At 64.1% G+C, this 14756-nt stretch carries 12 protein-coding genes; 4 read left to right on the forward strand and 8 right to left on the reverse strand.

What is annotated here, in order from left to right:
• Positions 1–268 precede the first annotated feature (268 nt).
• The 7 genes from F6X59_RS24210 to gloB form a co-directional block, all read right to left on the reverse strand.
• Positions 269–1870 (reverse strand): ABC transporter ATP-binding protein, encoded by a 1602-nt coding sequence (locus F6X59_RS24210; protein ID WP_152958614.1) that lies wholly within the window; start codon positions 1868–1870, stop codon positions 269–271.
• 1 nt (position 1871) lies between these two features.
• Complete coding sequence (locus F6X59_RS24215; protein WP_152958616.1) at positions 1872–2891, reverse strand: ABC transporter permease; 1020 nt, start codon at positions 2889–2891, stop codon at positions 1872–1874.
• Position 2892: 1 nt separating this feature from the next.
• A complete protein-coding gene (locus F6X59_RS24220) occupies positions 2893–3966 on the reverse strand; it encodes a microcin C ABC transporter permease YejB (protein ID WP_027919080.1) in 1074 nt (357 codons plus the stop codon).
• A 1-nt stretch (position 3967) separates the two neighbouring features.
• Positions 3968–5794, reverse strand: coding sequence for an extracellular solute-binding protein (locus tag F6X59_RS24225; protein WP_152958618.1), 1827 nt, complete (start codon positions 5792–5794; stop codon positions 3968–3970).
• Positions 5791–7563 (reverse strand): extracellular solute-binding protein, encoded by a 1773-nt coding sequence (locus tag F6X59_RS24230; protein ID WP_152958692.1) that lies wholly within the window; start codon positions 7561–7563, stop codon positions 5791–5793. The genes F6X59_RS24225 and F6X59_RS24230 overlap by 4 nt, the downstream gene beginning before the upstream one ends.
• 177 nt (positions 7564–7740) lie before the next feature.
• Entirely contained in the window at positions 7741–9165 is a 1425-nt protein-coding gene (locus F6X59_RS24235) for a lytic transglycosylase domain-containing protein (protein ID WP_152958620.1), read from the reverse strand.
• A gap of 100 nt (positions 9166–9265) precedes the next feature.
• Entirely contained in the window at positions 9266–10045 is a 780-nt protein-coding gene (gene gloB, locus F6X59_RS24240) for a hydroxyacylglutathione hydrolase (protein ID WP_152958622.1), read from the reverse strand.
• Between the two features lie 85 nt (positions 10046–10130).
• On the opposite strand from gloB, the gene F6X59_RS24245 reads away from it, so the two are divergent.
• The 4 genes from F6X59_RS24245 (at position 10131) to F6X59_RS24260 (ending at position 14518) form a co-directional block, all read left to right on the forward strand.
• Entirely contained in the window at positions 10131–10904 is a 774-nt protein-coding gene (locus F6X59_RS24245; RefSeq protein WP_152958623.1) for a class I SAM-dependent methyltransferase, read from the forward strand.
• A gap of 13 nt (positions 10905–10917) precedes the next feature.
• Complete coding sequence (gene rnhA / locus F6X59_RS24250; protein WP_152958625.1) at positions 10918–11364, forward strand: ribonuclease HI; 447 nt, start codon at positions 10918–10920, stop codon at positions 11362–11364.
• A gap of 51 nt (positions 11365–11415) precedes the next feature.
• Complete coding sequence (dnaQ, locus tag F6X59_RS24255) at positions 11416–12174, forward strand: DNA polymerase III subunit epsilon (RefSeq protein ID WP_346653791.1); 759 nt, start codon at positions 11416–11418, stop codon at positions 12172–12174.
• A gap of 94 nt (positions 12175–12268) precedes the next feature.
• Positions 12269–14518, forward strand: coding sequence for an Orn/Lys/Arg decarboxylase N-terminal domain-containing protein (locus F6X59_RS24260; RefSeq protein WP_152958629.1), 2250 nt, complete (start codon positions 12269–12271; stop codon positions 14516–14518).
• Here the strand turns inward: F6X59_RS24260 and F6X59_RS24265 are convergent.
• Positions 14502–14720: a hypothetical protein gene (locus F6X59_RS24265; protein WP_027919089.1), complete on the reverse strand. Its 219-nt coding sequence runs from the start codon at positions 14718–14720 to the stop codon at positions 14502–14504. The genes F6X59_RS24260 and F6X59_RS24265 overlap by 17 nt on opposite strands.
• Between the last annotated feature and the right edge of the window lie 36 nt (positions 14721–14756).

The following is a 14756-nucleotide window of genomic DNA, read 5'->3' on the forward strand; positions in this document are numbered from 1 at the left end:
CAGGAGAGACTGGCCCGAAACAGATGTAGGAGCGAGCTTGCTCGCGATGCGCCGCGCGGGCGGCGCTCGATCTCACAGGCGCTGCACATCTATTGGCGAACGCCTGGTGGCCGTGATGCGTTACCAGCCCCGGCCTATCAATGCCTCATGCCGAGTTCGGCATCGTCCATCAACGCCTTGGCCATCGCGCTCAGAACGGAAAAAGAGCGCCCAGAGTATCTTTGGGAAATGGACTACAAGCTAGCGGTTAAATCTGATTCTGAATGCTTCAGACATCCCCTAAAAACGCCGCTTCCAACAATTGTTTCGTATAAACATGTTGCGGCGCATGGAAGATCTCCCGCGCATCCCCTTGCTCCACCACATGCCCATGCTTGATCACCATCAACTGGTGGCTCAGCGCCTTGACCACCGCCAGGTCATGGCTGATAAACAGGTACGTCAGGTTGTACTTGGCCTGCAGGTTCCTCAGCAACTCCACCACCTGCCGCTGCACCGTGCGGTCCAGCGCCGAGGTCGGCTCATCCAGCAGAATCAGCGCCGGCTTCAACACCAACGCCCGGGCAATGGCAATACGCTGGCGCTGGCCCCCGGAGAACTCATGCGGATAGCGATGGCGGGTGCGCGGGTCCAGCCCCACTTCCTCCAGCGCCGCAACGATCGCCGCCTCCTGCTCCTGCGGCGTACCTATCTTGTGGATCCGCAGCCCCTCGCCAACGATATCCTCCACACACATGCGCGGGCTCAGGCTGCCGAAGGGGTCCTGAAACACCACCTGCATCTCCCGCCGCAGTGGCCGCACTTGCTTCTGGTTCATCCCTTCGAGCTGCTGGCCATGAAAGCGGATCCCGCCCTGGCTGGAGATCAACCGCAGAATCGCCAGGCCCAATGTCGACTTGCCCGACCCGGACTCGCCGACGATCCCCAGCGTCTGCCCCTGGGGCAGGCTGAAGTTGATCCCGTCCACCGCCTTCACATGGTCAACCGTCTTGCGCAATAGCCCCTTCTTGATCGGGAACCACACCTTCAGGTCATTCACCTCCAGCAACGGCGCCCCTACCGGGTTATGGGCGGGCAACCCACTGGGCTCGGCATTGATCAGCATCTGCGTGTAGTGATGCTGCGGTGCACTGAACAACGTGGCGCACTCGGCCTGTTCGACGATCCGCCCGCGTTGCATCACGCACACACGATGGGCGATGCGGCGCACCAGGTTGAGGTCGTGGCTGATCAGCAGCAGGGCCATGCCTAACTTCGCCTGCAGCTTTTTCAGCAGGTCGAGAATCTTCAACTGCACGGTCACATCCAGCGCCGTGGTCGGTTCATCCGCGATCAACAGCTCGGGTTCGTTGGCCAGGGCCATGGCGATCATCACCCGCTGGCGCTGACCGCCTGACAGTTCGTGAGGCAGGGCCTTGAGGCGCTTGTGCGGGTCCGGGATGCCGACCATTTCCAACAGTTCCAGCGTACGCGCTGTCGCTTCCTTGCCGGTCAGGCCCTTGTGCAGCAGGAGGATTTCGTTGATCTGCTTCTCGATGCAGTGCAGCGGGTTCAGCGAGGTCATCGGCTCCTGGAAGATCATCGCGATGCGGTTGCCGCGGATGCGCTGCAGGGTCTTTTCGCTCTGCTGCAGCAGGTCCTGGCCCTCATAGCGGATGCTGCCGCTGGGGTGGCGGGCCAGCGGGTAGGGCAGCAGGCGCAGAATCGAGTGCGCGGTGACGGACTTGCCCGAGCCGCTTTCGCCGACCAGAGCCAACGTCTCGCCCTTGCGGATATCGAAGCTGATGCCATCGACCACCCGGTTGACCTGCTCGCCGGTGACAAACTCCACGGCCAGGTCGCGCACTTCGATCAGGTTCTGTTCGCTCATTTCACTTCCTCGGGTCGAAGGCATCGCGGGCGGATTCGCCGATGAACACCAGCAGGCTCAACATGATCGCCAGCACGGCGAAGGCGCTGATGCCCAGCCACGGAGCTTGCAGGTTGGACTTGCCTTGCGCCACCAGTTCGCCCAGCGACGGCGCGCCGGGGGGCAGGCCGAAGCCAAGGAAGTCCAGCGCGGTCAGGGTGCCGATGGCACCGGTGAGGATGAACGGCATGAAGGTCATGGTCGAGATCATGGCGTTGGGCAGGATGTGCCGGTACATGATCGCGCCGTTGCGCATCCCCAGGGCGCGGGCCGCGCGCACGTATTCCAGGTTGCGCCCGCGCAGGAATTCGGCACGCACCACGTCCACCAGGCTCATCCACGAGAACAGCAGCATGATGCCCAGCAGCCACCAGAAGTTGGGCTGCACGAAGCTGGCGAGGATGATCAGCAGGTACAACACCGGCAGGCCGGACCAGATTTCCAGGAAGCGCTGCCCGGCCAGGTCGACCCAGCCGCCGTAGAAACCCTGCAAGGCGCCGGCAATGACGCCGACGATGGAACTCAACACCGTCAGGGTAATGGCGAACAGCACTGATACACGGAAGCCATAGATCACCCGTGCCAGCACATCGCGGCCCTGATCGTCGGTGCCTAGCCAGTTGTCCGCCGAGGGCGGCGCCGGGGCCGGTACGCGCAGGTCGTAGTTGATGCTCTGGTAGCTGAACGGGATCGGTGCCCAGAGCACGAAGCTGTCTTTCTTCTGCAGCAGGTCGCGGATGTACGGGCTCTTGTAGTTGGCTTCCAAGGGGAATTCGCCGCCGAAGGTGGTTTCCGGGTAGCGCTTGAACGCCGGGAAGTACCATGAGCCTTCGTAGCGCACGGCAATCGGTTTGTCGTTGGCGATCAGCTCGGCGCCCAGGCTCAGGCCGAACAGGATCAGGAACAGCCACAGCGACCACCAGCCTCGGCGGTTGGCCTTGAAGCGCTCGAAGCGCCGGCGGTTGAGGGGGGACAGGGCCATGTCAGTGCTCCCGGCTGGCGAAGTCGATGCGTGGATCGACCAGGGTGTAGGTCAGGTCGCCGATCAGTTTCACCACCAGCCCGAGCAGGGTGAAGATGAACAGGGTGCCGAAGACCACCGGGTAGTCGCGGTTGATCGCCGCTTCGAAACTCATCAGGCCCAGGCCATCGAGGCTGAAAATCACCTCGATCAGCAGGGAGCCGGTGAAGAAGATGCCGATGAACGCCGACGGGAAACCGGCGATCACCAGCAGCATGGCGTTGCGGAACACATGCCCATACAGCACACGTGGCCGGCTCAGGCCCTTGGCCTTGGCGGTGACCACGTACTGCTTGTTGATCTCGTCGAGGAAGCTGTTCTTGGTCAGCAGGGTCATGGTGGCGAAGTTGCCGATCACCAGCGCGGTGATTGGCAACACCAGGTGCCAGAAGTAGTCGAGCACCTTGCCGGTGGTGGACAGCTCGTCGAAATTGTTGGAGGTGAGGCCGCGCAGCGGGAACCAGTCGAAATAGCTGCCGCCGGCGAACAGCACGATCAGCAGGATGGCGAACAGGAACGCCGGGATGGCATAGCCGACAATGATCGCCGAGCTGGTCCAGACATCGAAGTGGCTGCCGTGGCGCACCGCCTTGGCGATGCCCAGCGGGATCGACACCAGGTACATGATCAGCGTGCTCCACAGCCCCAGCGAGATCGACACCGGCATCTTCTCGGCGATCAGGTCGATGACCTTGGCGTCGCGGAAGAAGCTGTCGCCAAAGTCCAGGGTGGCGTAGTTCTTGATCATGATCCACAAGCGTTCGGGCGCCGACTTGTCGAAGCCGTACATGTGCTCGATCTCGGCGATCAGCGCCGGGTCCAGGCCCTGGGCACCGCGGTAGTTGGAGCCGGCCACCGAGACCTCGGCGCCGCCGCCGGCGATGCGGCTGGTGGCGCCCTCGAAGCCTTCGAGCTTGGCGATCATCTGCTCCACCGGGCCGCCAGGGGCGGCCTGGACGATGATGAAGTTGATGATCAGGATGCCGAACAACGTCGGGATGATCAGCAGCAGGCGACGCAGGATATAGGCCAGCATGTCAGTTGGCCTCGTCTGCAGGGGTTTCGGTGACCGCTGGGGTCACGTTGGGCTTGATCCACCAGGTGTCGATGCCGACATCGTACTTGGGCGACACCTTGGGGTGGCCGATGTGGTTCCAGTAGGCCACGCGCCAGGTCTTGATGTGCCAGTTGGGGATCACGTAGTAGCCCCACAGCAGCACGCGGTCCAGCGCCCGGCAGTGGTCGATCAGGCTCTGGCGCGAGTCGGCATTGATCAACTGTTCCACCAGTTGGTCGATGGCCGGGTCGCGCAGGCCGATGAAATTGCGGCTGCCAGGGTTGTCGGCGGCGCTGCTGCTCCAGTATTCGCGTTGCTCGTTGCCGGGCGAGTTGGACTGCGCGAAGCCGCCGACGATCATGTCGTAGTCGCGCGAGCGCAGGCGGGTGATGTACTGCGAGACATCGACGCGGCGGATGTTCAGGTCGATGCCCAGGTCGGCGAGGTTACGCTTGAACGGCAACAGGATGCGCTCGAACTCGGTCTGTGCGAGCAGGAACTCGATCACCACCGGCTTGCCCTGGGCGTCGACCATCTTGTCGTCGACGATCTTCCAGCCGGCTTCCTGCAGCAGCTTGTAGGCCTTGCGTTGCTGCTCGCGGATCATGCCGCTGCCATCGCTGACCGGGTTGTGGAAGGCCTCGGTGAAGGCCTGCTCGGGAATCTTGCCGCGCAGCGGTTCGAGGATTTTCAGCTCATTGGCGCTAGGCAGGCCACGGGCGGCCATTTCCGAGTTCTCGAAGAAGCTGCCGGTGCGGGTGTAGGCACCGTTGAACAACTGCTTGTTGGTCCATTCGTAGTCCAGCAACTGGCTCAGCGCCTGGCGCACGCGCACGTCCTGGAACAGCGGGTGACGGATGTTGAAGACGAAGCCCTGCATCCCGGTGGGGTTGCCGTTGGGCAGCTCTTCCTTGATCAGGCGGCCTTCGCGCACGGCCGGCACGTTGTAGGCGGTGGCCCAGTTCTTCGCGCTGACCTCCAGCGCGTAGTCGAATGCACCGGCCTTCAGCGCTTCCAGGGCGACGGCGGTGTCGCGGTAGGAATCGAAGGTCATGGCGTCGAAGTTGTAGAAGCCGCGGTTGATCGGCAGGTCCTTGGCCCAGTAGTCCTTGACCCGCTCGTAGCGGATGGTGCGCCCGGCCTTGACCTCGGCCACCTTGTACGGGCCGCTGCCCAGCGGGATTTCCAGGTTGCCGCGGTTGAACTCGCGGTTCTCGTACCAGTGCTTGGGCAGCACCGGCAGCTGGCCGAGGATCAACGGCAGCTCGCGGTTGTTCTGGTGCTTGAACTTGAACAGGACCCGCAGCGGGTCTTCGGCGACCACCTCGGCGACGTCGCCGTAGTACTGGCGGTAGAGGGGGGCGCCGTCCTTGATCAGGGCGTTGAAGGTGAACACCACGTCCTCGGCGCGCATCGGGTGGCCATCGTGGAAGCGCGCTTCGGGGCGCAGGTAGAAGCGCACCCAGCTGTTGTCCGGGGCTTTCTCGATCTTGCCGGCGACCAGGCCGTACTCGGTGAACGGCTCATCCTGGCTCTGACGCATCAGGGTGTCGTAGATGATGCTGACGTTCTCGGCCGACACGCCCTTGTTGATGAACGGATTGAGGCTGTCGAAGCCGCCGAAGCTGGACTGGCGGAAGGTGCCGCCCTTGGGCGCGTCGGGGTTGACGTAGTCGAAGTGCTTGAAGTCGGCCGGGTATTTCGGCGGCTCGTCGTACAGGGTCAGCGCGTGTTGCGGCGCGGCCAGCGCGGGCAGGCTCAGGCAGGCGAACAGCAGGCTGCAGGCCAGGCGATGCGTCGGCTTCATTGGGCTTTCTCCGAAGGCTTTATCCACCAGGTATTCAGCCCGAGGGTATAGGGCGGCGTGGTGACGAAGGCGAACCGGTTGCGGTAGGCCAGGCGGTGATTGTCGAGGTACCAGTTGGGGATCATGTAGTACTGCCATGAGAGCACGCGGTCCAGGGCGCGGGCGGCGGCGACCTGGTCGTCGCGGGTGCGCGCGGCCAGCAGGGTGTCGAGCAGGTGGTCGACCACCGGGTCCTTGACCCCAGCATAGTTCTTGCTGCCCTTGGTCGCGGCCTGGCTGGAGTGGAAGTACAGCCACTGTTCGAGGCCCGGGCTCAAGGTCTGGTTCAGGGTCATCAGGATCATGTCGAAGTCGAACTGGTCCAGGCGTTGTTTGTACTGGGCACGGTCCACGGTGCGCAAGCGCGCATCGATGCCGATGCTGGCCAGGTTTTCGACATAGGGCTGCAGGATGCGTTCGAGGCTCGGGTTCACCAGCAGCAGTTCCATGCGCAGCGGCTGGCCCTTGGCATTGACCAGGCGCTGGCCGTCGAGCTTCCAGCCGGCCTGGTTGAGCAGGCCCAGGGCCTGGCGCAGGGTCTGGCGGCCAATGCCGCGCCCGTCGGTGTGGCTGACCTGGTAGGGCTGGGTGAACAGCTTGTCGGGCAGCTGGTCGCGGAACGGCGCCAGCAGCAGCCATTCCTTGCCGGTGGGTACGCCGCTGGCGGCGAACTCGCTGTTGGGGTAGTAGCTGGTCGCGCGGCGGTAGGCGCTGCTGAACAGGGCGCGGTTGGTCCACTCGAAGTCGAGCATCAGGCCCAGCGCCTGGCGCACCCTGGGGTCGCTGAAGGCGGCCCGGCGGCTGTTCATGAACAGGCCCTGGGTCTGGGTCGGGATGCGGTGCGGGACCTGCGCCTTGATCACCTCGCCACGGCGCACGGCCGGGAAGTTGTAGCCATTGGCCCAGTTTTTTGCCTGGTGCTCGATATAGATGTCGAACTCACCGGCCTTGAAGGCTTCGAAGGCCACGGTGGCATCGCGGTAAAACTCATATTCGACGCGGTTGAAGTTGTACTTGCCGCGGTTCACTGCCAGGTCCTTGCCCCAGTAGTTCTTCACCCGCTCGAACACCAGGCGCCTGCCGGGTTCCACCTGGGTGATGCGATACGGCCCGCTGCCCAGCGGTGGTTCGAAGGTGGTGGCCTCGAAGTCACGCTTTTGCCAGTAGTGCTTGGGCAATACCGGCATTTCGCCCAGGCGCAGGATCAGCAGCGGGTTGCCGGCGCGCTTGAAGACGAAGCGGATGCGCAGCGGGCCGAGGATGTCTACCCGCTGCACTTCCTGCAGGTTGGTGCGGTAGATCGGGTGGCCTTGTTTGAGCAGGGTGCGGTATGAGAACGCCACGTCGGCGGCGGTGATCGGCGCGCCGTCATGCCAGCGTGCTTCCGGGCGCAGGTTGAACACTACCCAGCTGCGGTCTTCGCTGTACTCCACCGAGCGGGCGATCAGGCCATAGCTGGAGGTGGGCTCGTCACCGGACGGGTCGTACTGGCCGGTGCCGACCATCAGCGTTTCGTTCAGCTCGCTGACGCCGTATTGCAGGAAGTTCGGCGTGGTGACCGGGCTGGTGCCCTTGAAGGTATAGGGGTTGAGCGTATCGAAGGTGCCGAATGCCATGGCCCGCAAGGTGCCGCCCTTGGGCGCTTGCGGGTTGACCCAGTCGAAGTGGGTGAATGTGGCTGGGTACTTGAGCGTGCCGAACTGCGCGTATCCGTGGCTTTCGCTCACCATCGCGACGGCGGGGAAGCTCAAGGCCAGGCTGAGTGACAGCAGGAGGGGACGTATCAAGTCGGCATCCGATCCAGAGGCGTTGGGCTTTGGTCGGGGTACAGTAACAGCTTGGCCGGTATGGAAAAAGAGAGGTTTTGCAGGTGGTTGTCGAGGCCGCCATGCGGCCCCGGCATCTCATCAATGCGAGAGGTAGACGGTCAGCGTCTGGCCTGGCTTGAGTGCATGACCGCTGCGCGGGTTCCAGCGCTTGAGGTGCTGCATCTCGACGTTGAAACGTTTGGCTACAAGATACAGCGAATCACCTTTGCGCACCTTGTACTGGGTGGAGCGCTGCCCGGAGTCCGCCACGCGGTTGGCTGCGGCGCTTGGCGCGCTGCCGCCGCGCAGGGCCAGGACCTGGCCGGCCTTGACGCGGTTGCCCGACAGTTTGTTCCAGCGCTGGAGGTCCTTGACCGCAACGCGGTTGGCCTTGGCGATGCTGCCCAGGCTGTCGCCACGCTTGACCCGGTAGCTGCGCGCGGCAGGCGCCTTGGCTTCGGCCACGGCGGCGGCGAACACGGCCTTGTTCGGCTGCAGGCTGACCAGCTGCTCGGGCTTGAGGTTGGACAGGCTGTCGCTGAGCAGGTGCGCCTTGGCGGTCGGAACCAGCAGCTGCTTGGGGCCATCCACGGTCATGCGTTTCTTGAAGGCCGGGTTGAGCTGGATCAGTTCGTCTTCGTCGATGTTGGCGAAGGCGGCGACCCGCGACAGGTCGAGGCGGTCGTTGATGGCCACCGCTTCGAAGTAGGGCTCGTTGGCGATCGGTGTAAGGTTCACACCATAGGCCTCAGGCGTGGAGACCACCTGCGACAGTGCCAGCAGCTTGGGCACGTAGTCACGGGTTTCCTGCGGCAGTGGCAGGTTCCAGTAATCGGTGGGCAGGCCGAGTTTCTCGTTGCGCTCGATGGCGCGGCTGACGGTGCCTTCGCCCGCGTTGTAGGCCGCCAGGGCCAGCAGCCAGTCGCCGTTGAACATGTCATGCAGACGGGTCAGGTAGTCCAGCGCGGCGTTGGTCGACGCGGTGATGTCGCGACGGCCATCGTAGAAGTTGGTCTGACGCAGGTTGTAATGGCGGCCGGTGGCTGGCATGAACTGCCACATGCCCGCCGCGCTGGCGCGCGAATAGGCCATTGGGTTGTAGGCACTCTCGATTGCCGGCAGCAGCGCGAGCTCCAGTGGCATGTCGCGTTCTTCGAGGCGCTCGACGATGTAGTGCAGGTAGAGGCTGCCGCGCTCGCCGGCGCTCTCGAGGAACGTCGGGTTGCTGGCGAACCACAGGCGCTGCTGCTCGATGCGCGGGTTGACGTCGATGTTGTCCTGCAGGGCAAAGCCCTGACGCATGCGCTCCCACACATCCTGCGGCGGTTCGGCAGGCTTGACCGCCAACGGCGAGGGCTTGTGCTTGATCCGGGCCTGGTAGTTGTGCGCGCGAACGCTGTCGGCTTCGTCGAGCTGACGGGTGCTCTGGCAGCCCACCAGGGTGGCGGCCAGCGCCAGCGCACCGATTTGGGCCAGGCGCGTCAGGGCGACGGAATGAGCGGTTCTGCGGCTACGGGAAGACATCGGCTGAGACAGGTTTCCGAGCGAAAAATTTCGGCGATTCTAGAAACCGCTCCCGCCTGGGTCAACCGTTGTGAACCCTCTGCGATATATCTTGAGGTTATCAGAAGGTGTCCTTCCAAGACCTCAAAGCAGCAAAAACAGTGACCTGCGAGTCGTTTGAATGTCCCTTCCATTCGTCTGCTTTTTGTTTAACTAATGTTTCAGAGGTACGCAGGAAAGGGTTGGTCAGGCGTTCGAGGCCGATGGTGGATGGCAAGGTGATGCGATTTTCGGCGCGCAAACGGGTAACGTCTTCGAACCGTTGCAGAACGTGCGGGTTGCTGGGCTCCACGGCCTTGGCGAAGCGCAGGTTGCTCAGGGTGTATTCGTGGGTGCAGTAGACTTCAGTTTGCTCCGGCAGCGCTGCCAGGCGGGCGAGGGCCGGCTGCATCTGCTCCGGTGTGCCTTCGAACATGCGCCCGCAACCGGCGGCGAACAAGGTGTCGCCACAGAACAGCAGCGGTGTTGCCGGCTGGTCGCTGAAGTAGGCGATATGCCCCAGGGTGTGGCCCGGCACGGCCAGTATCTGGAAGTTCACCCCCAGCACGCTGACCTGGTCGCCCTCGTCCAGCGCCAGGTCGCGGCCCGGGATGTGCTCGCGGGCCGGGCCGCAGACGCGGGCGCCGGTCTTCTGCTTGAGGCGTTCGACACCACCGACATGGTCATGGTGGTGGTGGGTCACCAGGATGGTGTCCAGCGCCCAGCCGGGGTTGGCCGCCAGCCAGGCCTCCACCGGGCCGGCATCGCCGGGGTCGACCACCGCGCAGCGGCGTTTGGCAGTATCCTGTAACAACCAGATGTAGTTGTCGGAGAAAGCGGGAAGAGCGTCGATCTGTATCATGATGCGGATCCGTATCGCCAGGCGTGGCACATGAGGGCATCTTAGCCGCGATGGCGCGGTGCGAGAACCTTCGAGGGAGAGCGCAATGACCGACCAAGCCTTTGCTCAGGCCGACCCGGAGTGGGTCGAGCTGATCAGCCTGGCCCGTGAGTGGTTCAACGGCCCACTCGGCCAGCTGATGTTGAAGGAAGAGGAAAAACTGCTGGAAGAAGAGCTCGGGCGCTTCTTCGGTGGCTACCTCGTGCACTATGGCCCCTGTGCCGAACCGCCGCCCAGTGCGCCACAGGTGCAGCGCAACGTTCGCCTTGGAGCACCGCTGCCGGGGGTGGAGATCGTCTGCGAGGAGCAGGCCTGGCCATTGAGCGAGCACGCCGCCGACGTGGTGGTGCTGCAGCATGGCCTGGACTTCAGCCTTTCGCCTCACGGCCTGCTGCGCGAGGCGGCCAGTGCGGTGCGCCCCGGCGGGCACCTGCTGATCGTCGGCATCAACCCCTGGAGCGGCTGGGGCCTGCGTCATTTCTTCAGCCATGGCGCCCTGCGCAAGGCGCGCTGCATCTCGCCGTCACGGGTCGGCGACTGGCTCAACCTGCTGGGCTTCGCGCTGGAGAAACGCCGCTTCGGGTGCTATCGTCCGCCGCTCACTTCGCCGGCCTGGCAACAACGCCTGGCTGGCTGGGAACGGATGGCGGGTGGCTGGCAGAGTGCCGGCGGCGGGGTCTACCTGCTGGTGGCGCGCAAGATGGTGGTCGGCCTGCGGCCGTTGCGCCAGGTGCGCCGCGAGCCGATGGGCAAGCTGCTGCCGCTGCCGCTGGCCAAGGTCAACCGCAATGCCGCCCATCCGGACACCGAAAAGCACTGAACATGAGTGGTACATGAGCGATAGCGTCGAGATGTATACCGATGGCGCCTGCAAGGGCAACCCTGGCCCGGGCGGCTGGGGCGTCCTGCTGGTCTTCAAGGGCGTCGAGAAGGAACTGTGGGGCGGCGAGCGCGAAACCACCAACAACCGCATGGAGCTGATGGCCGCGATCCAGGGGCTGATGGCACTCAAGCGTGAATGCGAAGTGGTGCTGACCACCGACTCGCAGTACGTGATGAAGGGCATCAACGAGTGGATGGTCAACTGGAAGAAGCGCGGCTGGAAGACAGCGGCCAAGGAGCCGGTGAAGAACGCCGACCTGTGGCAACAGCTTGACGAGCAGGTCAACCGCCACAAGGTCACCTGGAAGTGGGTGCGCGGCCACATCGGCCACCCCGGCAACGAACGCGCCGACCAACTGGCCAACCGCGGCGTCGAGGAAGTGCGCGCCAAGCGTTGAGCTGCGGTACAATCGCCGCCTTTGTAACTGATGCAAGTTGGAGCGCCCCGCGTGGAGCAGCAGCAAGATAAACGCCTGGTCATTCTCGATACCGAAACCACCGGTATGCCGGTCAGCGAAGGCCACCGTATCATCGAGATCGGCTGTGTCGAGGTCATCGGCCGGCGCCTGACCGGGCGGCACTTCCATGTCTACCTGCAGCCCGACCGCGAAAGTGACGAGGGCGCGATCAACGTCCACGGCATCACCGATGCGTTCCTGGTCGGCAAGCCGCGCTTCGCCGATGTGGCCGAAGAGTTCTTCGAATTCATTCAGGGCGCCACCCTGGTCATCCACAACGCAGCGTTCGACGTCGGGTTCATCAACAACGAGTTCGCCTTGCTGGGGCAGAGCGACCGCGCCGATATTTCCAACCACTGCACCATCCTCGATACCCTGTTGCTGGCCCGTGCCCGCCACCCGGGGCAGCGCAACAGCCTCGATGCGCTGTGCAAACGCTACGACATCGACAACTCCGGCCGTGAACTGCACGGCGCATTGCTCGACTCCGAGTTGCTGGCCGACGTCTACCTGGCGATGACCGGTGGCCAGACCAGCCTGTCGCTGGCTGGGCACGGGGCCGATGCTGACGGCGATGGGCAGGGCACCGGTGGCAGCGAGATCCGTCGCATCGTCGGGCGGGCGCCGGGGCGGGTGATCATGGCCAGTGCCGAAGAGCTCGCGGCGCATGCCGAGCGGTTGGCGGCGGTGGCCAAGTCGGCGGGCGGGCCTTCGCTGTGGCAAACCCTGACCGAGGCACCGGCCAGCTGAACGGCAAGCCTGCAGCGGCCTCTTCTCGGGCGCTGACAACATAAGGCTCAACTACCCTCAATAGGACAACAAGTCCTGCGCAGGGAGTTGCCGGATGTACAAGGACCTCAAGTTCCCGATCCTCATCGTCCATCGCGCCATCAAGGCCGACAGCGTTGCCGGCGAGCGCATCCGCGGCATCGCCGAGGAGCTGAGCCAGGACGGCTTCGCCATCATCAAGGCGGCCGATCACACCGAAGCGCGCCTGGTCGCCACCACCCACCATGGCCTGGCCTGCATGCTGATCGCCGCCGAGGGCGTCGGCGACAACACCCATTTGCTGCAGAACATGGCCGAGCTGATACGCCTGGCCCGCCTGCGTGCGCCTAACCTGCCGATCTTCGCCCTGGGCGAACAGGTCACCCTGGAAAACGCCCCGGCCGAGGCCATGAGCGAGCTCAACCAGCTGCGCGGCATTCTCTACCTGTTCGAAGACACTGTGCCGTTTCTCGCCCGTCAGGTGGCGCGCGCCGCGCACAACTACCTTGATGGCCTGCTGCCACCGTTCTTCAAGGCCCTGGTACAGCACACCGCACAGTCCAACTATTCCTGGCATACGCCCGGCCACGGCGGCGGTGTGGCCTACCGCAAGAGCCCGGTCGGCCAGGCATTCCACCAGTTCTTCGGCGAAAATACCCTGCGCTCGGACTTGTCGGTCTCAGTGCCGGAACTGGGCTCGCTGCTCGATCACACCGGCCCCTTGGCCGCTGCCGAGGCCCGTGCCGCGCGCAACTTCGGCGCCGACCATACCTTCTTCGTCATCAATGGCACCTCCACCGCCAACAAGATCGTCTGGCACGCCATGGTCGGCCGCGATGACCTGGTGCTGGTCGACCGCAACTGCCACAAGTCGGTGGTCCACGCCATCATCATGACCGGCGCCATCCCCATCTACCTGTGCCCCGAACGCAACGAGCTGGGCATCATCGGCCCGATTCCGCTCAGCGAGTTCAGCCCTGAGTCGATCAAGGCCAAGGTGCTGGCCAACCCGCTGGCCAAGGGGCGTGAGCCGCGGATCAAGCTGGCGGTGGTGACCAACTCCACCTACGACGGGCTGTGTTACCACGCCGGGCTGATCAAACAGGCGCTGGGCACCAGCGTCGAGGTGCTGCATTTTGACGAGGCCTGGTTCGCCTACGCGGCCTTCCATGAGTTCTTCGAGGGCCGCTACGCCATGGGCACCGCGTGCAGCGAGGGCAGCCCGCTGGTGTTCAGCACCCACTCCACCCACAAGCTGCTGGCCGCCTTCAGCCAGGCGTCGATGATCCACGTGCAGGATGGTGCCCAGCGCCAGCTGGACCGCGACCGCTTCAACGAAGCGTTCATGATGCATATCTCCACCTCGCCGCAATACAGCATCCTCGCCTCGCTGGACGTGGCTTCGACCATGATGGAGGGGCCCGCCGGGCGCTCGCTGCTGCAGGAAATGTTCGACGAAGCCCTGAGTTTCCGCCGCGCCTTGGCCAACCTGCGCGAGCACATCGCCGCCGAGGACTGGTGGTTCAGCATCTGGCAGCCGCCAGCGGCGGAGGGTATCCAGCGCCTGGCGGCACAGGACTGGTTGCTGCAACCGGGCGCCGAGTGGCATGGCTTTGGCGAAGTGGCGGACGACTACGTCCTGCTCGACCCGCTGAAGGTGACGTTGGTCATGCCCGGCTTGAGCGCGGGTGGCGTGTTGGGTGAATACGGCATTCCAGCGGCGGTGGTCAGCAAGTTTCTCTGGGAGCGCGGGCTGGTAGTGGAGAAGACCGGCCTGTACAGCTTCCTGGTGCTGTTCTCGATGGGCATCACCAAGGGCAAGTGGAGCACGCTGCTCACCGAGTTGCTGGAATTCAAGCGCCATTACGACGGCAACACGGCGCTCAGTAGCTGCCTGCCGAGCGTCGTCGCGGTCGATGCCGCACGTTACCAAGGGCTGGGCCTGCGTGACCTGTGCGACCAGTTGCACGACTGCTACCGGGCCAATGCCACGGCCAAGCAGCTCAAGCGGTTGTTCACGCGGTTGCCGGAGGTGGCCGTGAGCCCTGCACGGGCCTATGACCAGATGGTGCGCGGGGAGGTGGAAGCGGTGCCCATCGAGGCCCTGCTGGGCCGGGTTGCGGCGGTGATGCTGGTGCCATACCCGCCTGGGATTCCGCTGATCATGCCGGGCGAGCGGTTCACCGAAGCGACCCGCTCGATCCTCGACTACCTGGCGTTTGCCCGGGCGTTCAACAGTGGCTTCCCGGGCTTCGTCGCCGATGTGCATGGCCTGCAGAATGAAGGCGGCCAGTACACGGTCGATTGCATCAAGGAATGCGAATGATCTCGACGCCGGTCTGCGCCAGTTCGAAGCGGTTTTCACCCAGGTGGTTGACGCGGTCGCCGATGGCCAGGCGGTAGGTGGTGATCGGTGCACCCAGTGCGCTGCCGTCCGCCTGGAGGGTGGATTCCTGGAACTCGTGCACGGGGTAGATACGGCCTTCGGCGTCACGGGCGTGGAATTGGCCGACCATTACTGCTGCCATTTGGGTGAAAACCTCTGAATTACGTAGGAAATGTCT

Origin of the sequence: Pseudomonas sp. MN1F, from assembly GCF_009391885.1 — a bacterium.
Lineage (GTDB): Bacteria > Pseudomonadota > Gammaproteobacteria > Pseudomonadales > Pseudomonadaceae > Aquipseudomonas.